We start from the raw sequence: 17346 nt of genomic DNA, 5'->3' as shown, positions 1-17346 counted from the left end.
GGGTCACCAGACCATGAACGAAGACATCCTGATCAACATCACGCCGCAGGAGACGCGCGTCGCGCTGATCCTGCAAGGCGCGGTGCAAGAACTGCACATCGAACGCACACTCTCGCGCGGCCTCGCCGGCAATATCTATCTCGGCAAGGTCGTACGCGTCCTGCCGGGCATGCAATCGGCCTTCATCGATATCGGTCTCGAACGCGCGGCCTTCCTGCACGTCGCCGATATCTGGGAAGCCAAACCGCATGATGGACAGCACGGCCAGCACGGTCAGAGTGTGCCGCAAATCCCGATTGAAAAACTGCTCTTCGACGGCCAGACCATCACCGTACAAGTCATCAAAGACCCGATCGGCACCAAGGGCGCCCGCCTGTCGACACAGATTTCCATTGCCGGCCGCATGCTGGTCTATCTGCCGCAGGACAAACACATCGGCATCTCGCAGCGTATCGAAAACGAAGCCGAGCGTGAACTGCTGCGCAGCAAAGTCCAGAGCCTGCTGCCGCCGGAAGAAAAAGGCGGTTTCATCATCCGCACCATGGCCGAAGATGCCTCCGATACCGACCTGCAGATGGACGTCGAATATTTGCGCAAGACCTGGGCCAGTATCGTTACGCAAACCAAGACCAAACCCGCAGCCACGCTGATGTATCAGGATCTGAGCCTGGCACAGCGCGTATTGCGCGACTTCGTCAGCGATGACACCTCCAACATCCAGGTCGACTCGCGCGAGAACTTCCAGATGCTGCAGGAGTTCGGCACGCTCTATACCCCATCGGTACTGCCCAAGCTGATGCACTATCGCGGCGAGCGTCCGCTGTTTGATCTGTACGGCGTGGAGGAAGAAATCGAACGCGCGCTCGGCCGCCGCGTCGATCTGAAGTCCGGTGGTTATCTGATCGTCGACCAGACCGAAGCGATGACCACCATCGACGTCAACACCGGCAGTTTCGTCAACGGCCGCAACTTCGACGACACCATCTTCAAGACCAATCTGGAAGCGGCACACGCCATCGCACGCCAACTACGCCTGCGCAATCTGGGCGGCATCATCATCCTCGATTTCATCGACATGGAAAACCTTGAGCACCGCGCCGCCGTGCTCTCTGAATTGAATAAAGCGCTACAGCGTGATCGCACCAAGATCTCGGTTTCCCATTTCTCGACGCTAGGTCTGGTGGAAATGACGCGCAAGCGCACGCGCGAATCGCTGGCACATATCCTGTGCGAAACCTGCCCGGCTTGCAAAGGCAAAGGCCAGGTCAAAACTTCGCGCACGGTCTGCTACGAAATCCTGCGTGAAGTCCTGCGCGAAGCAAAACAATTCAACCCGCGCGAATTCCGCATCCTGGCGTCACAAGTGGTGGTGGACATGTTCCTGGAAGAAGAATCCCAGCATCTGGCGATGCTCGGCGACTTCATCAAGAAACCGATTTCATTGCAGGTGCAGACGGATTATCAGCAAGAGCAATACGACATTATTTTGATGTGACCCGCCCGCTGCGCCGTACATGACGTCACTTGTTGAGCCTACTCTTCCCGATATCCTTGCCCCCGGGCTTGACGTCATCTTCTGCGGCATCAATCCGGGAATGCGTGCCGCAGAAACCGGCCACCATTTCATGGGAAGAAGCAATCGCTTCTGGAAAACCATGCATCTGTCGGGCTTCACGCCGTCACTCATCGATCCGCTCGACGACCGCAAGATACTTGAGCATCGCTGTGGCCTGACGACGGTGGTTGAACGCCCGACCGCACGCGCTGATGAGTTGCTACGGGACGAGTTTATTTCTTCTTCGGCAACGTTACGCGAAAAAATTGAGCGGCTGAAACCCAGATGTGTAGCGTTTTTAGGCAAGCCTGCCTATCAGGTTATTTCAGGAAACCCAAAGGTCGCCTGGGGAAAACAGGCAGAACTTTTTGGAGGTGCGATGGTGTGGCTTTTGCCGAATCCAAGCGGATTGAACCGTGGATTCAGCCTGGACGATCTGGTGCAGGCTTATGAGGAACTACGTCGCGCCATATCGACATATCGGCCGATCAACTGAGCTGAAATTTCTTGTCTACCGCAGCAGCAGGAGGCATTTCCCGGCCGCCCAGTTCCAGCACCGTGCGTTCGATCTCGGTCGCGATGGCGTCCAGCGCAAGACAATTGGGTGCAATACCAAAGGGCTCCGAGATCTCACTGACGATCGCTTCCAGCGCCAGGAAAGTGTACGACACAAAAACCGAAATGACCGGGGTTGCAATACCGATCGTGTCAACCAGCCCGAACGGGAGTAGCAGGCAGTACACGTACACGGTTCGGTGCAGCAGCACGCTATATGGATAGGGAATCGGCGTCGACGCGATGCGCTCGCAGGCGCCGAGGATGACGCTGAGTTCGTTGAGCTGATTGTCCAGCATCCACAACTGTTCGCTGCACAGGTGGCCAGTGCGATGCGCCACCGCGATCATGTCGCGCAATCTGTCCAGCAGCATCACGGGGCGGTATTGCACCTGCCCGCACTTTGCCAGATCCTCGCCGGACAGCAGACGACCGAGGTCGTCATTCCAGGCACTGTGGCGCAACTGATGTTTCAATGCGTACACGAAGGCGATCAGACGATTTTCAAACAGCATCTGATCAAACTCACCGACGCCTGGATTGCCGTAGCGCTGCGCCTGCGATGTCAACGTGCGCGCAGAAATCAACGACTGCCCCCACATCTTGCGCGCCTCCCAAAAGCGCTCGTAGCTGGCGTTGTTTCTGAACGCGAGGAAGATCGCCAGCGCCAGCCCTAACAGGGTGAAAGAAGCGATATTGAGCGGCAACTTTTCGCCGAGCACACTCCCCTTCGTGACCACTGCAAGCGTCGACACAATTGTCATCAGCGCCATCTGCGGCAGGATGGACGGCAACACAGAGCCATCCCAGACCAGAAGCATCCGAAACCAGTTTTGCTGCGGGCGGACAATCATTTTGGGTTCTCTCGACGATATGAAGACGCTATACGAACATGCTATACGTCAAAGAATACGCCCAAACGATGTGCTCTCAAGAGTACAGATTTTCTATCAGAGTCGATGTACAGCAGGCAAGTGGCGCTGTCACTCACCCCGCGGCAAGTAACTTTGCGCCAAGCGTATCCAGTACTCGACACCATAGGCGATGACGTCGTCATTGAAGTCGTAATGGGCGTTGTGCAGCCGGTGGTTGTTTCCCTGCGCGGCGTTGCCGATGAGGATGTACGCGCCAGGGCGCTCTTCCAGCATGAAGCCGAAATCCTCCGAGGTCATATTGGCCTGTACATCGCCATCTACTTGCTCCGCACCGAAACAGGACTCCAGCACGTGCTTGCAAAAAGCGGCCTCGACTGCGGTATTGACCGTTGCCGGGTAGTACTGAAAGAAATCCAGAACTGCCTTGGCGCCGTGCATGGAAGCAATGCTTTCGGCGATACGCGCCATTTCGCCTTGCAATTTCTTCAACAGGGACGATGACAAGGTACGCACCGTACCGCGCAGTTCGGCGCTGTCCGGGATGACGTTGTCGGTTTCGCCGGCATTGAACATGCACACCGAGATCACAGCGGGATCGACCGCACTCTTGTGTCGCGCAATCAGTGTCTGAAACTGTTGCACGATGGCGCAGGCGATTGGAATCGGATCGATGCCCAGTTGCGGTTGCGCGGCATGTGCGCCGCGTCCGTTGACGGTAATCCGGAAGCGCTGGCCGGCGGCCATGATCGGGCCCACACGCAACCCAAACTGACCGACCGGCAAGTCCGGCCAGTTGTGCATGCCGAATACCGCCGCCGTCGGAAATTCATCGAACAAACCGTCGTCCATCATCTTGCGTGCACCGGCACCGCCTTCTTCGCCAGGCTGAAATACGAAATGCACGTCGCACTCGGGCGCCGGCAGCGTCTTCATCAGCAAGGCCGCGCCCAGCAGCATCGTGGTGTGACCATCATGACCGCAGGCGTGCATGCGGCCTTCACAGGTGGAGCTATGCGCGAAGACATTCTTTTCACGGATCGGCAAGGCGTCCATGTCTGCCCGCAGGAGGATTCCCGGGCCGTCTCGCCGCCCCTTGAGCGTGGCAGCCACGCCGGTACCACCCATACCTTGGCGCACGGTATAGCCGGCGTTCTGCAATTCTGCGACCACTGCGGCGGCAGTCCGATGCTCTTCAAAACGCAGCTCAGGATGGCGATGCAGATCACGCCGGAAGCTGCTCAAAAAAGGCAGATTGGCGGCAATCATGGCACGCAGCATCTGACTGTCGAAAAAAGCCGGAGCGTCAATAGAGGTCATGGTAATGAAATTGAAATCATGAAAAAACGGCGCGGTAAAAAAGAAGATATCTCACGATCATCTTCCCTCTCCCTTTTGCCGCGCCGCTACAACTTTATGCCACCGAATCAGCCTGCAATGACCCGCTTCCTTGCTTGGCGCTGGAACGCGTCACGGCAGAGACCAGCACCATCGCAATCACATTCAACGCCAGCGCCACGACGCCGACGTTGGTGTCCTTCAGCGCATCGGGAATGAAAGGAAGCAGATCAGCGATCGTCATCTTGGTGATCGACAGAACCGCGACGGTTGCCTCACCCACCAGAATGCCGACGATGGCGCCCGCCTTGCTCACCGGCTTGGATGGCAACAGACTTGCCAGCAAGGCCGGGAACAATTGCGTGACCAGGCTGTACGCCATCAGCAGCAGCGACACGATGGTTTGTCCACCTTGCAGGGTGAACCACAGACCGGCCAGCATCACCAGCGGTGCGGCCATTTTGGCGACGCGTCCGATATGCTGATTGTCGGCCGCCGCATTGCCTGTCGATTTGCGCCAGGCGCGATAGACGTTGTTGGCCAGCAGTGTCGATACCGCCATCAGGATCATTGAGCCGGGAACAATCGCCGTCAGCACGCCGGCAGCGCCGATGATGCCGACCACCCATGGATCAAAGGTCGCGAGCGAAATCTTGAACAGCGCCAGATCGATATCAGGGCCAGTCAGGCTGGGAATCTGCAAGACCGCCGCAAAACCGACGAAGAACACGAACAACAGCATCATCTGATAGATCGGCAGCGTATAAGCATTACGGCGCAGGTTCTGTGCGCTCTTGGCGGTGAAGGATGCCATGAACATATGTGGCCACATGTAGAAGCCCAACGTTGTCAGCAGCACGGTGGAGGTCATCCACACGGCGCTCTTGCCGGTCGCAGGCAAGGCCAGGAAACCAGGCTTGGCATGTTCGATCGCTTCAAACATCGGCGTGATACCGCCGTAGTAATGCCACGGCAGATACAAACCGAGGAAGATCGCTACCGCCAACACCAGGAAGTCTTTCAATACCGACGTCCATGCCGAACCGTGCACGCCGGAAACCATCACGTAGATCACGGTCACGATCGCACCGATCCAGACGCCCTGTGTCGAGCTCAAGCCGGAGTACGACGCCACGCTCACGATGATCCCCAGGCCCTTGAGTTGCAGGACGAGGTAAGGCATCAGCGCGACCACACCCACCAGCGCTACCAGAATGCCGAGAGCGGGGCTGTTGAATTTCTTGGCGAAGAAGTCTGGCTGCGACAGCAGGTTGTGTGTCTTGGCGAAACGCCAGATTGGCGGCAGCAACCAGTAGGACAGCACGAAACTCAGACTGCCGAATCCCAGCATGTAATACGCCGGACCACCAACGCCGTAGGCAAAACCGCTACCGCCGAGAAACACGAAGGTCGTGTAGATTTCGCCTGCCATCAGCAGAAACACCAGCCCGGCGCCGAAACCGCGTCCAGCCACCGTCCACTGCTCCAGGCTCATGTCCTTGCCGCGCTGTGCGCGCACGCCGAGCCACAAGGCCAGCAGCATCGTGCCGAAAATAAGGATGAGGGAAATATTCATGTCACTCTCCTTGTTCGCCAAGCTCGACATAGCCCGGTGCATTGCGCGGGTCGAAGCGATACACGATATACATCACCACCGAGGTCATCGCCAGCGACAGCGCCATCCACGAGAGCAAAAACGGCAGGCCGAATAAAAACGGCGTGACACGATTGGCGAAAAAAGGCCCGAGCATGACGGATGCCACGGGCACTAACGCAAGATACCTAACTGCACTCATTGAATCCCCCCTTGAATTGACAATTGACAAATGCAAACGACAACAAGCGTGGTCTGCCGCCGATATAACGACGTGCAAGCAGCAGAAACAGGCGACGATGGACTGCAAGGTTCCCAGCGCAGATGACTGGCGAACCGGACTGACGAACTAAACTCAACAACTAAAAATGCAAAACGGAACAGAACAAAACAGAAGGACACAGACGGATTACATCGCGTCTCCTCCACAGCAAGAACAGCGCCAAGAAGGGAGCCTAAAAACAGGGCCTAGCCCAACAACTTGTGCGAGACCGATTTGACGTGGGTGTAATGCTCCAGTCCTTCGGTGCCGCCTTCGCGTCCGTAACCACTGTCCTTGACGCCGCCAAAGGGCGTCTCCGACACGGCGGACACCATGTGATTGATGGCCAGATTGCCGACTTCCAGTTCGGTCGACAGCTTGTACGCATAGTTAGCCGATTCGGTGAAGGCATAGCCGGCCAGGCCGAAGGGCAAAGCGTTGGCTTTGTCGATGGCCTCGTCGATGTTGTCTACCGGGCTAATCAGGCAGAGCGGGCCGAAGGGTTCTTCGCGCATTGCCAGCGCCGTCACCGGCACATCGGCCAGCACGGTGAACGGAAAGTGATAGCCGGCGCCGGGCAAGCGCTTGCCGCCGCACACGACGCGCGCGCCATACAGCAGCGCATCGTCGACCATCGCATCCAGGGCCTGCACCCGGCGCACGTTGGTGACCGGACCGATCTGCACGTCCTCGCGCATGCCGTCGCCGACATGGATCTTTTCACCGAAAGCTGCACACGCGGCCACGAAACGGTCGTAGATGGCGCGGTGGACAAAGAAGCGTGTCGGCGCCACGCACACCTGGCCGCCGTTGTTGAGCTTGCCTTGCATCGAGACCGTTGCCGCGAGCTCGGGATTGGCGTCTTCGCAGACAATTACCGGCGCGTGTCCACCCAGTTCCATGATCACCGGTTTCATGTGACGTGCTGCCATTGATGCCAGCTGTTTGCCGACCGCAGTCGAGCCGGTGAAAGTCACCAGCCGCACCAGCGGATGGCAGATCAGCGTCTCTGAAATCTGCGCTGGATCGCCGAACACCAGATTGAGCACGCCCGGCGGCAAACCCGCATCGGTAAATGCACGCGCCAGCATGACAGCACCTGCAGGTGTCTCTTCCGCCGCCTTGAGGATGATCGAACAACCTGCGGCCAGTGCACCGCCGACCTTGCGTGCCGGTGAACTCAAGGGGAAATTCCACGGTGTGAACGCGGCAACGACGCCGACCGGTTCGCGGAATACGGTATGCCGCATCCCTGGTTCGGCAGGAATCAGGCGGCCATACAGACGGCGTCCTTCGTTGGCGTCCCACGCGATCAGATCGCAGCCGCGCAACACTTCGGCACGCGCCTGCGCCAGTGTCTTGCCCTGCTCCAGCGTGATCGCGGCGGCGATGGTGTCGACGCGTTCGCGCATCAGGTCGCAGGCGCGCAGCATGATTTCTGCACGCTTGGCGGGCGCCATGTTCTTCCAGATATGAAAGCCTGCATCGGCCGCCTGCAGCGCCAGTTCCAGATGCAGCGGTGTCGCCATCGGCACGCTGCCGATCACGCTTTCATCGGCCGGATTGAGTATGGGCTTGCCGGCGCAGTGTATCCAGTTGCCGTTGATCAGAAATTGAATTTCAGGATAGTTGTTCATGGCTCGACCTTATGTTGTTGGGGCTATGTTTCTTTACTATCTTTTTCCGCTTGCCAGGCGTATTGCCTCTGGCCGCAAACGCAGGCGATACATGGCAATGCAGCCAAGTGCGGGACCGATCGCCAGCATGCAGAAGCCGGCGCGCCAGCCTGCCCATGCCACCACTTCCGGCACCAGATGAATACTCGCCAGCGTCAACAGAAATCCGGCGCAGGTTTGTACCGTCAGCAGCGTGCCTGTCATGGACGCCTCCCCCAACTCAGCCACACTCGCGGAGAACTGCGCAGAATCGGCGATCACTGAAATCCCCCATGCCAGCGCGACAGGCACGACCAGCCAGGGCGTCAGGCCGAACAGGAAAGCAATGAGTACCGCGCAGCAGGCGCTGGTCGCCATCGCGGCGATGGTCAGCGTGGTGCGTCCGAATCGATCCGCCAGCCAACCGCCGCCGCCGGCACCAACAGCACCAATGGCAATCGCGGCAAATGTCCACAGACTGGCAAAGTGATCCGCACGCGCCATACCTGCTGCCGCAAAACTCGCCGCAAGAAAAGCAGCCAGCCAGGCCCACATGGCATACAGCTCCCACATGTGGCCGAGGTAACCCAGATTGGCCAGGCGAATCGCCGGATTGCGCCAAGCCTGCGCCATGTAGTTAAAATCGATGCGGCTGCTACGCGCCATGTTAGGACCGAGTCCACAGAACAGAATGCAGATCCCGGACAAAGCCGCGCAGGCCGCCGCCGCTGCATAAATAGCGCGCCAGTCGATGCCGCCCAGGGCCGCCAGCAGATGCGGGCTGGCCGAACCGAACGTCAGTCCCGCCACCAGCAAACCGATCAGCAAACCCATGTCACGCTGCGCCCACGTCACGGCAAGCCGCATCCCTACCGGATACACGCCAGCCATGCACATGCCGGTGATGAAGCGCAGCAGAAATACAGCCGGCCCGACCGGCGGCAGCAGCGCCAGCAAACCGGTGGCCGCTGCCGCAACCAATGCAGAGACCATGAACAGGCGGCGCGGATCGTAGCGATCCGCCAGCGACAGCAAGGCGCTGATCACCGTGCCGGCGACAAAACCAAACTGCACGGAACTGGTCAGGAGTGCCTGATCCAACGCCGGGATAGTTTGCGTACGCTTGATCGTGGCGACCACCGAGACGGAAGAAAACCACACCGCCATCGCACCGATTTCACACAGCAGCAGGATGAACAGAGAACGCATCTTGCCGGGTAACACAGTGGTCTGGTGAGACGGCATGGTGGATGCACCGGTGTTTAATTTCACGTTCAATCTCTTACTCAGTTCTGTCAGGCCGCGAGTGCAGTCGGCAAACGATGGAAATTGCGACCCAGATAAATCAGTGCCTCCATGCCCTTGTTGCTGCGCGCTGCCTGCACCGAGCAAAAGAACACGCTGTGGGTGCCGACTTCCGATACCGAATCGATCTTGCAATCGAGTGCGACCAGCGCATCGACCAGCACCGGGGCGCCGGTGTCGAGGCGCTCCCATTCAGCGGACAGGAAGCGTTCCTTGACGTCAACGCCCTTGCTCGAAAATAACACTGCCAGTTGCTGCTGGCTGGCCGACAGCACGTTGATGCACAAGGCGCCGTTCTCTTTGAAGATGGTGTTGTTGCGACTGTCGCGGTTGATGCAGAGCATCAGCGTCGGCGGCTCGTCGGTGACGCTGCAGACAGCGGATACCGTGCATCCGGCCAGGCCTGCAGGACCATCGCTGGTGATGACGTTGACGGCGGCGCCGAAGCTGGACATGGCTTCGCGAAAAATGGCTTTATCGATCATGACGGGCCTTCTCTAGGGTGGAACCGGTGGAACGGACTACGCGATTGAAATCTGATGCTTGGTTCTTTGGACGCAGGCTCTCCCGCGGCGCATCGTGGCTAGGCGATGCGCCGGCAGAATCATTGATCGGGAGAACGGGCCTTGCCCGGTGTTACGGCTTCGGGTGAATCCGGTACTGATTGGCGCTGTGGCTACCCGGCAGACGCGGCGCACCGAACAGCTTCTCGCGCAACGGCCCCTGCTTGTAAGCGGTCTTGTAGACACCGCGTTCCTGCAGTATCGGCACCACCAGTTCGATGATGTCGTCGAAGCACTCCGGCACGACGGTGCGCGACAGGTTGAACCCGTCAACACCGGCCTGCTCCGACCAGCCCATCAGGGCATCGGCCACCTGCTCTGCCGATCCCACCAGTGGTTGCTGGCGGCTGCCGAGCGTCATCTGCTCCAGCAGCTTGCGCTTGGTCCATTGCGGACCGGCGCTGCGGGTCATGGCTTCGACGTTGGAGATGATCGCCTGGCTCTTGCCGGTTTCGATCGGTTCGTCCATGTCGTACTTGGCGAAGTCGATGCCCATGGAGGCGGCGGCATGCACCAACGCGGCTTCCGAACTGACGTAGCGTTGGTATTCGGCGAATTTTTCCTTGGCCTGGCTTTCCGTCTTGGCTGTGATGATGGTAGCGCCGAGGAAGACCTTGATGTCGGCGGCAGCGCGTCCCAATGCCACGGCCTGTGCGCGGATATCGTCCACGATGTTCTTGACGCCGTCCTTGCTCTGACCGTTGACGAAGATGCACTCGGCATGCGTGGCGGCGAACTGACGGCCGCGTGTGGAGGAGCCGGCCTGATACAGCACAGGCGTGCGCTGTGGCGACGGCTCCGACAGATGCATGGCGTCGACTTGATACTGACGTCCACGATGATGGATGACGTGCACCTTGGACGGATCGGCGTAGAAACCGTCGGCGCGATTGACCTGCACGGCGCCGTCTTCCCAACTGCCTTCCCAGAGCTTGTAGACCAGCTCCATGTATTCATCCGCCAGATCATAGCGGTCGTCGTGCGCCATCTGGCCGGAAAGGCCGATCGCACGTGCCGCGCTGTCCAGATAGCCAGTCACGATATTCCAACCGACGCGGCCGCCGGTCAGGTGATCGAGCGTGGACATGCGCCGTGCAAACAGGAACGGCGATTCGTAGACCAGGTTGCTGGTGACACCGAAACCGAGATGGGTAGTGACACCCGCCATGGCCGGAATCAGCATGGTCGGATCGTTGACCGGTACTTGCACGGCGCCGCGGATGGCAGCGTCCGGGTTGCCTGCATACACATCATAGACACCAACCACGTCGGCGAAGAAGATACCGTCGAACAAACCCTTCTCGAGCTTTTTTGCGTAGTCCATCCAATAGTGGATGTCGCGATAGTCGGCGGAACGATCGCGCGGATGGCGCCACAGGCCTTGCTGAATATGCCCAACACAATTCATGTCGAATGCGTTGAAATGGATTTCCTTGGACATCCTGTCTCCTCGATAGTGAATGCTGTTTAAAGCTTCGTTATGCTTTTTTGTCGCTGCAAACCGACGCAACCCCAATCCATCAGGTGGGTCTGCATCGTATTTTTTCTGCTTATCTGTCGTTTACTATATTGGACAAAAATACACTATGCAAGAATATTCTGCATATTTTTTAGACTAAATCGAGATGCCCCACATTGATCCGGATCAAGCCCGGTCGTGGTGCGCAAGCCGATCCAGGTTTCCCCAGTCAGGTGCAGCGGTTATAATCCCGACCTTACCGACCTCGATCGTCCACTCGCTTGAATACCTCCCACGCCCTCATTGCAGAAGACCCCACCCAGGCCATTTCCACCCGTATCAAGATCGAGCGTGGAAGCAGAGGATGGTCCCTGGCAGAATTGTCCGAACGCTCCGGCGTATCGAAGGCAATGATCAGCAAGATTGAGCGCGGCGAAGCCAGCCCTACCGCCACTGTATTGGGCCGCCTGTCAGGCGCATTCGGCCTGGCGCTGTCGATGCTGCTGTCGCTGGCGGAACAGAATGGCAACCGCCTGAACCAGCACGCGCATCAGAACGTCTGGACCGATCCCGAAACCGGCTATACCCGCCGCACTCTGTCGCCACCCGCCGGCGGCATGTTGGAGCTGCTGGAAATCATCCTGCCGCCCAAGGTCAGCGTTCCCTATCCAGCCAGCGCCTTTACCTTTCAGCATGAACAGATACTGATGGTGGAAGGCCGCCTGCTGTTCCGCGAAGGCGAGCAAGAACACCAGCTCAACCCGGGCGACTGCCTCCAGCTTGGGCCACCGATGGACTGCGTGTTTACCAATCCCGGCAATAAAGCCTGCAAATACCTGATTGCACTCGTACGTCGCTAATCGCAACGCATACCAAGAGTGCACCGGCCATCGTGCGGCAGACTTGTGAGCTGCCGGATGATGTGGCACAGTCAAAAAGTTGCAACAAAGACAAACATATTCCCCTCCGCTTTACATGCGACGCAGGTCAACTAGCCCTGCCCTTGCATTACAATGTGCGGTTTCCCCGTTTTGTAGCCGGGCCGCGCTTTTGCAGGCGCATTCAGGAGGCAATTCAGAGGAATCAGGGATGATCTGGGCGCACCGATTTACGCACCCACGAGCCGATAGCCGTGGCATGATCGCCCATCGCATTTTTAATTGCAGTAATCAGTAAGGAACAACATGCTTTTGTCGTCCAATATGAAAAGGCTCGTCGCCTTGCACTGGCCCTACCGGAAACGCCTGGCGATCGCGTTCATGGCCATGATCGTTACCGCGGCGACCGAGCCGGTGGTGCCGTATATCTTCCAAGTGCTGCTGGACAAGGGTTTCGTTGGAAAACCGACGTTTTCATTGTGGCTGGTGCCGCTTGCCGTCATCGGCATCTTTCTGATCCGCGGCGTCGCGACGTTCACCAGTTCCTACATGATGACCTGGGTGTCAACGCGCATCCTCAATGAACTGCGACGCCAGATGTTTGCGCGCATGCTCGACCTGCCGATCAACTTCTATGCCACCAACACGGTCGGCAAGGTGATCAATTCGATGATGTTCGAAGTGCAGCAGATCATCGACATGGTGACCAAGGTGTTCACCTCCGTCCTTCGTTCGTCGCTCACCGTGCTGGGCCTGCTGGCCTGGCTGCTGTATCTGAACTGGGTGCTGACCATCGTCACGCTGGTGCTGCTGCCGCTGGTGAGCATCGTCGTGCGCACCACCGGCAAGCGCCTCAAGAAACTCAATCGCGACTCGCTCGCGGTCAACGCCGAACTGACTCAGGTGATCGAAGAAACCACCCGCGCCCAGCAGGTCATCAAGGTGTTCGGCGGCCATGACTATGAAAAAGGCCGCTTCCACGAGCGCGCCGAAAACCTGCGCAGCTACACCATGCGCATGACCACTGCGTTTTCGGCCACTGTACCGATTACACAATTGATGACCGCCTGCGCAGTAGCGATCGTGATCGTCATGGCGCTGATCCAGTCCGGCAACGGCCAGATCACCGTCGGCGGCTTTGTCTCCTTCCTGACCGCGATGCTGATGCTGCTGGCGCCGCTCAAGCAACTGGCGGAAATCAACGGCCCCTTGCAACGCGGCATGGCTGCGGCAGAAGAGGTCTACATCCTGATCGACAAGCCGATTGAGCGCACCGGCGGCGAAACGCTGTCTGCCCGCAGCACCGGCAAACTGGATCTGGTCAATGTCAACTTCTCCTATCCCGGCCACACGCAGCTGGCATTGCAGAACATCAATCTGAACGTACAGCCGGGTGAGACCATCGCTTTTGTCGGTATGTCCGGCGGCGGTAAGTCGACACTGGTGAGCCTGATCCCCGGCTTCTACTCCGCAACAAGCGGTGAGATCCTGCTTGACGGCAAGTCGATCGAATCGATTTCGCTGACCAGCCTGCGCCAGCAAATCGCCATGGTCAGCCAGAACACCGTGCTGTTCGACGACACGTTGGCGGCCAACATCTCCTATGGCGACGCGCAACCCGATCCGGAACGCGTACGCGCAGCAGTCATTGCAGCACATCTGACCGATGTGGTCGAAGGCATGCCGGAAGGTCTGAAAACCCGCATCGGCGACAACGGTTCGCGCCTGTCCGGCGGCCAGCGCCAGCGCGTGGCGATTGCGCGCGCCATCTACAAGGATGCGCCTATCCTGATCCTCGACGAAGCTACGTCGGCGCTTGATACCGAATCTGAGCGCGCCGTACAGGCTGCGCTGGATCGGCTGATGGAAGGCCGCACCACCTTCGTGATCGCACACCGCCTGTCAACGATTGAACGTGCCGACCGCATCGTCGTTCTGTCGCACGGCCAGATCGTTGAAGTCGGCAACCATCAGAAATTGCTGGCTAACGAAAGTGTGTACGCCAACCTCTACCGTTTACAATTCTCGCAACAAGCGACTTGACGATAGCGAAGTATCAGGAAGAATACTCAACCATGCCCCAGACACTCATTCCTACAGAGTTACTGAAAAAGTCGGACAAGATCCTGTTCATCGCCCATCTGGCGCTGGGCGATTTCACCTACCTGCAGAATTTCTTCCAGGCCTTCAAAAACGCCAATCCGCATGTGCAGGTCGACTTGTGGGTGGATGAAGTGCGCCGCACCAGCGACGAATCGCAATGGAAGCATCTGCAAAAATATTCGCTGTACGACTGGGTCGCCGCCTGCCCGTTCTTCAACAAGATCTATACCCGTACCTACAGCCCTGCGCTGTATCAGGAATCGATTAAGGAAGCGCAGCAGGAGCATTACCCCATCGTCGTCTCGCTCGCGACTTTGCGCCCGCATCTGTATGCAGCTCTGGCGCGCAGCATCAGCCCTGACGGATTGGTCATCGGCATGAAGAAGCGCGTGAAGTTTTACCAGCCGCATCATCAGCTGGCGTATCGCAAGCTGAACGCATCGATTCCACCTTATACCGTCGACCGCAGCAATCCACAGCACATCAGCGATGTCTACGCGCACTGGTTCCATCAGCTCAGCGGACTGGAAGTTGATGCGGCCGAACGTTTTCCCTTTGTCGACATCCCGCCGCAATGGCAACAGTATGCGCAAGAGAAACTGGCAGCGTGGGGTTTCAGGAATACCGAAGGCAATCAGGGAAAGCTGATATTCATCAATCCTTATGCCAAAACCAAGAAACGCTGCTGGCCGCTGGAGCATGTCGCCGAGCTGATCATCGCCATGAAGAAGCAGGACAAATGGCGCGACAGCTGTTTCATCGTCAATGCCGTGCCGCAGGAACTGGCGCATGCACGACAAGTCATCAGCAGCTATAAGCTGGAACGCACGGAATTGTTCAGCGCGGAAGAAAACTTCTTCCAGCTGCCGGCGATCCTGGAACGATGTGACCTCATCATCTCGGTGGAAACCGCCGTGATGCATCTGGCTAACGCCGTGCACGTACCTGTGATTGCGCTGATGCGTCAGAAGAATCCGGAGTGGGTCCCGATCGACCGCGCCAACAGCACCGTCATTACAGCCCCAAGCCGCGGCGATTGGGTCAAGGCCGTCAGCGTCGAACAAGTCATGAAAGCCATGCAATGAATGAACCAGTGAATCAACCCGTGGATCTGCAAGCAATGCAAACAACGCAAGCCGTCGCACCTGCCATCGGCAGCAACGGCAAACCATCCTTCCACATCGCCTTTTGCGTGGACAATAACTACTTCCGCGCGATGGGCGGCACGATTGCCTCCATTATCGACAACAATCCCGGCCAGCATTTCACGTTTCACGTGCTGGCGTTTGAGGTAACGGAAGACCATCAGCGTCGCCTGAAAAAGCTGGAAGACATGTATGCGGTCAGCACGCAATTACATCTGCTCGATCTGGCGTCGTTCACGCAGTTTTCGCACTTCCTCGGCCATTCGCACTACTCGCTGTCCATCTTCACACGCTTGGTGATCCCGACTGTGCTCAAGGGACAAACTGACCGTGTCTTGTATCTGGACGCGGACATCCTGTGTGTCAACAAGCTCGACGAACTGGTCGACATGGACATCAGCCTGGACATCGCGGTGGTGGTGCCGGATGCGCCGGTCACGTTGCAACGTCGCGTTGCCGCACTGGGCCTGAAGCACAATCAATACTTCAACGGCGGCGTGATTTTCATCAATATCGCAAAATGGATCAGTGAAGACATCACGCAGCAGACGCTGGACGCGCTGCTCGACAGCAAGACCGACATGCGCTTCAACGATCAGGATGCACTCAATATCGTGCTCAATGGCCGCGCCCGCTATATCTCGCCGCGCTGGAATTACCTCTACGACCTGATTCATGATCTGAACGTGAATAAATTCGCCATGCGGCCGGTCGGCAAGGCGGTCTTCATTCACTTCGCCGGCGCCGTCAAGCCATGGACCGACTGGAGCGGACACGATGCGCGCCACATGTTCCGCAAGTATTTGTCTCTATCACCGTGGTCGGATATGCCGCTTGATCCCGAGCCAAAGAACACCAAGGAAATGCGCATGCACTCGCGCTTCATGTATCGCCAGGGACGACCGCTGGAAAGCCTGAAGTGGTACATCCGTTATCTGCGCAAGCGCGCCGCGAAATAAGCGCAGCGCACGTGTCAATAGCAATCGATTTTTCTACCAATAGTTATGCCTATCACTAGCAAGCACGTCCTCATCAGCCGCCAGGACAACATCGGCGACATTATCCTGACGCTGCCCATGGCCGCACGGCTCAAGCAACTCAACCCAGGCGTAAAAATAACGCTGCTTTGCCGCGCTTATGCTGCTGAGGTTGTCCGCTACTGCGACGACATCGACGATGTCGTCGAAATCGAGAGTATTAAAGACGATCTATTCAGCTATCTGAAGCAATCTGATATCGACACGGTGATTCTGGCGCAACCGGACCATCCGCTGGTCAATGCGGCTTTCCGGGCTCGTATCCCTCATCGCATCGCCAATGCCAGACAGAAAATATATCAACTCCTTTACTGCAACCGCCGGGTGTATTTCAGCAAGGGACAGACCGACAACCACGAAGCGCAAATCAACTTCGAATTTCTGCGCCCGTATGGTCTGACAGAAATACCGGATCGCTCGCAGATACCAGCCTTATATCATTTCAGTGTTCCACAAGATGGTGCCAGCAGCGCACTGCTGGCACCGCACGCTTTCAACCTGATTCTGCATACAAAATCCAACGGCCATGGCAGAGAATGGCCAATCACCTCATTTCTCGCAGTGGCGCAAGAGCTACGCCAGCAAACTGATGTACACATCTGGTTAACCGGCAGCGCCAAAGAGGGAGAATGGTTGCAGCAACATGCCCGTGAATTGCTAGCCTTACCCAACGTGAGCAACATCTGCGGCACACAAACGCTCACACAGCTGACCAGCTTCATCAATCAAGCCGATGGCCTCATCGCCAGCGGCACCGGCCCGTTACATCTGGCGGCAGCACTGGGGACGCGCACACTGGGCTTGTTTCCACCTGCACGTCCGATGCATCTGGGCCGTTGGGCCGCACTTGGCCCCCGTACCAGCAATCTCAGCATAGGCGGGGAAGGATGCCCTGCTTGCCGCAACCGAGGTCACATAACTTGCGCCTGCATGCTGGCGATAACGCCAGCAGCAGTGATGGAGATCGTGCAGGCTTGGATTGAGGAAAAGCGCCGAATCACCGCCTGACCAAGAGGAACATCAGG

The 17346-nt window shown here is 57.9% G+C and carries 15 protein-coding genes; 7 read left to right on the top strand and 8 right to left on the bottom strand.

Going from position 1 to position 17346, the window contains the following annotated elements; all coding sequences use genetic code 11:
• Positions 1 to 13 precede the first annotated feature (13 nt).
• Together rng and mug are read left to right on the top strand one after the other, a co-directional pair.
• Positions 14 to 1495 carry a ribonuclease G gene (gene rng / locus PQR63_RS05040; RefSeq protein WP_408166187.1) on the top strand — a complete coding sequence of 494 codons (1482 nt, stop codon included), beginning with the start codon at positions 14 to 16 and terminating at the stop codon, positions 1493 to 1495.
• Positions 1496 to 1514: 19 nt separating this feature from the next.
• Positions 1515 to 2051, top strand: coding sequence for a G/U mismatch-specific DNA glycosylase (gene mug, locus PQR63_RS05035; RefSeq protein ID WP_408166186.1), 537 nt, complete (start codon positions 1515 to 1517; stop codon positions 2049 to 2051).
• On the opposite strand, the gene PQR63_RS05030 is transcribed toward mug, so the two are convergent.
• The 8 genes from PQR63_RS05030 to PQR63_RS04995 form a co-directional block, all read right to left on the bottom strand.
• Positions 2044 to 2964 (bottom strand): bestrophin family protein, encoded by a 921-nt coding sequence (locus PQR63_RS05030; protein WP_408166184.1) that lies wholly within the window; start codon positions 2962 to 2964, stop codon positions 2044 to 2046. The genes mug and PQR63_RS05030 overlap by 8 nt on opposite strands.
• Positions 2965 to 3093: 129 nt before the next feature.
• Positions 3094 to 4302: a M20 aminoacylase family protein gene (locus PQR63_RS05025; protein ID WP_408166182.1), complete on the bottom strand. Its 1209-nt coding sequence runs from the start codon at positions 4300 to 4302 to the stop codon at positions 3094 to 3096.
• Between the two features lie 94 nt (positions 4303 to 4396).
• On the bottom strand, positions 4397 to 5896 hold the full coding sequence (locus tag PQR63_RS05020; RefSeq protein ID WP_408166180.1) for a sodium:solute symporter family protein: 1500 nt from the start codon (positions 5894 to 5896) through the stop codon (positions 4397 to 4399).
• Position 5897: 1 nt separating this feature from the next.
• On the bottom strand, positions 5898 to 6116 hold the full coding sequence (locus PQR63_RS05015) for a DUF3311 domain-containing protein (RefSeq protein WP_408166178.1): 219 nt from the start codon (positions 6114 to 6116) through the stop codon (positions 5898 to 5900).
• A 266-nt stretch (positions 6117 to 6382) separates the two neighbouring features.
• On the bottom strand, positions 6383 to 7813 hold the full coding sequence (locus PQR63_RS05010) for an NAD-dependent succinate-semialdehyde dehydrogenase (RefSeq protein WP_408166177.1): 1431 nt from the start codon (positions 7811 to 7813) through the stop codon (positions 6383 to 6385).
• A 36-nt stretch (positions 7814 to 7849) separates the two neighbouring features.
• Positions 7850 to 9103: an MFS transporter gene (locus PQR63_RS05005; protein WP_408166175.1), complete on the bottom strand. Its 1254-nt coding sequence runs from the start codon at positions 9101 to 9103 to the stop codon at positions 7850 to 7852.
• Between the two features lie 23 nt (positions 9104 to 9126).
• Positions 9127 to 9621 (bottom strand): flavin reductase, encoded by a 495-nt coding sequence (locus PQR63_RS05000; protein ID WP_094565094.1) that lies wholly within the window; start codon positions 9619 to 9621, stop codon positions 9127 to 9129.
• 151 nt (positions 9622 to 9772) lie between these two features.
• Positions 9773 to 11140, bottom strand: a complete 1368-nt coding sequence (locus PQR63_RS04995; protein ID WP_408166173.1) for an LLM class flavin-dependent oxidoreductase — start codon at positions 11138 to 11140, stop codon at positions 9773 to 9775.
• A 299-nt stretch (positions 11141 to 11439) separates the two neighbouring features.
• Here PQR63_RS04995 and PQR63_RS04990 point away from each other — a divergent pair, with 299 nt between their 5' ends.
• The 5 genes from PQR63_RS04990 (at position 11440) to PQR63_RS04970 (ending at position 17329) form a co-directional block, all read left to right on the top strand.
• Positions 11440 to 12018, top strand: coding sequence for a helix-turn-helix domain-containing protein (locus PQR63_RS04990; RefSeq protein ID WP_408166171.1), 579 nt, complete (start codon positions 11440 to 11442; stop codon positions 12016 to 12018).
• Between the two features lie 342 nt (positions 12019 to 12360).
• Positions 12361 to 14079, top strand: coding sequence for a lipid A export permease/ATP-binding protein MsbA (gene msbA / locus PQR63_RS04985; RefSeq protein WP_408166169.1), 1719 nt, complete (start codon positions 12361 to 12363; stop codon positions 14077 to 14079).
• A 32-nt stretch (positions 14080 to 14111) separates the two neighbouring features.
• Positions 14112 to 15224, top strand: coding sequence for a glycosyltransferase family 9 protein (locus PQR63_RS04980; RefSeq protein ID WP_408166167.1), 1113 nt, complete (start codon positions 14112 to 14114; stop codon positions 15222 to 15224).
• A 35-nt stretch (positions 15225 to 15259) separates the two neighbouring features.
• Positions 15260 to 16243, top strand: a complete 984-nt coding sequence (locus tag PQR63_RS04975; protein ID WP_408166769.1) for a glycosyltransferase family 8 protein — start codon at positions 15260 to 15262, stop codon at positions 16241 to 16243.
• 45 nt (positions 16244 to 16288) lie between these two features.
• On the top strand, positions 16289 to 17329 hold the full coding sequence (locus PQR63_RS04970; RefSeq protein WP_408166166.1) for a glycosyltransferase family 9 protein: 1041 nt from the start codon (positions 16289 to 16291) through the stop codon (positions 17327 to 17329).
• The last annotated feature ends 17 nt before the right edge of the window (positions 17330 to 17346 follow it).

Origin of the sequence: Herbaspirillum rhizosphaerae, from assembly GCF_046025915.1 — a bacterium.
GTDB lineage: Bacteria > Pseudomonadota > Gammaproteobacteria > Burkholderiales > Burkholderiaceae_D > Herbaspirillum > Herbaspirillum rhizosphaerae_A.
Note: the sequence above shows the minus strand (reverse complement) of the source record. Positions and strands in the feature narration are given on the sequence as shown.

What these genes read in the sequence shown, in the direction of transcription:
- rng (WP_408166187.1), top strand. Translation starts at nt 14, where the DNA reads ATGAACGAAGACATCCTGATCAACATCACGCCGCAGGAGACGCGCGTC.
- mug (WP_408166186.1), top strand. Translation starts at nt 1,515, where the DNA reads ATGACGTCACTTGTTGAGCCTACTCTTCCCGATATCCTTGCCCCCGGG.
- PQR63_RS05030 (WP_408166184.1), bottom strand. Translation starts at nt 2,964, where the DNA reads ATGATTGTCCGCCCGCAGCAAAACTGGTTTCGGATGCTTCTGGTCTGG.
- PQR63_RS05025 (WP_408166182.1), bottom strand. Translation starts at nt 4,302, where the DNA reads ATGACCTCTATTGACGCTCCGGCTTTTTTCGACAGTCAGATGCTGCGT.
- PQR63_RS05020 (WP_408166180.1), bottom strand. Translation starts at nt 5,896, where the DNA reads ATGAATATTTCCCTCATCCTTATTTTCGGCACGATGCTGCTGGCCTTG.
- PQR63_RS05015 (WP_408166178.1), bottom strand. Translation starts at nt 6,116, where the DNA reads ATGAGTGCAGTTAGGTATCTTGCGTTAGTGCCCGTGGCATCCGTCATG.
- PQR63_RS05010 (WP_408166177.1), bottom strand. Translation starts at nt 7,813, where the DNA reads ATGAACAACTATCCTGAAATTCAATTTCTGATCAACGGCAACTGGATA.
- PQR63_RS05000 (WP_094565094.1), bottom strand. Translation starts at nt 9,621, where the DNA reads ATGATCGATAAAGCCATTTTTCGCGAAGCCATGTCCAGCTTCGGCGCC.
- PQR63_RS04995 (WP_408166173.1), bottom strand. Translation starts at nt 11,140, where the DNA reads ATGTCCAAGGAAATCCATTTCAACGCATTCGACATGAATTGTGTTGGG.
- msbA (WP_408166169.1), top strand. Translation starts at nt 12,361, where the DNA reads ATGAAAAGGCTCGTCGCCTTGCACTGGCCCTACCGGAAACGCCTGGCG.
- PQR63_RS04980 (WP_408166167.1), top strand. Translation starts at nt 14,112, where the DNA reads ATGCCCCAGACACTCATTCCTACAGAGTTACTGAAAAAGTCGGACAAG.
- PQR63_RS04975 (WP_408166769.1), top strand. Translation starts at nt 15,260, where the DNA reads ATGCAAACAACGCAAGCCGTCGCACCTGCCATCGGCAGCAACGGCAAA.
- PQR63_RS04970 (WP_408166166.1), top strand. Translation starts at nt 16,289, where the DNA reads ATGCCTATCACTAGCAAGCACGTCCTCATCAGCCGCCAGGACAACATC.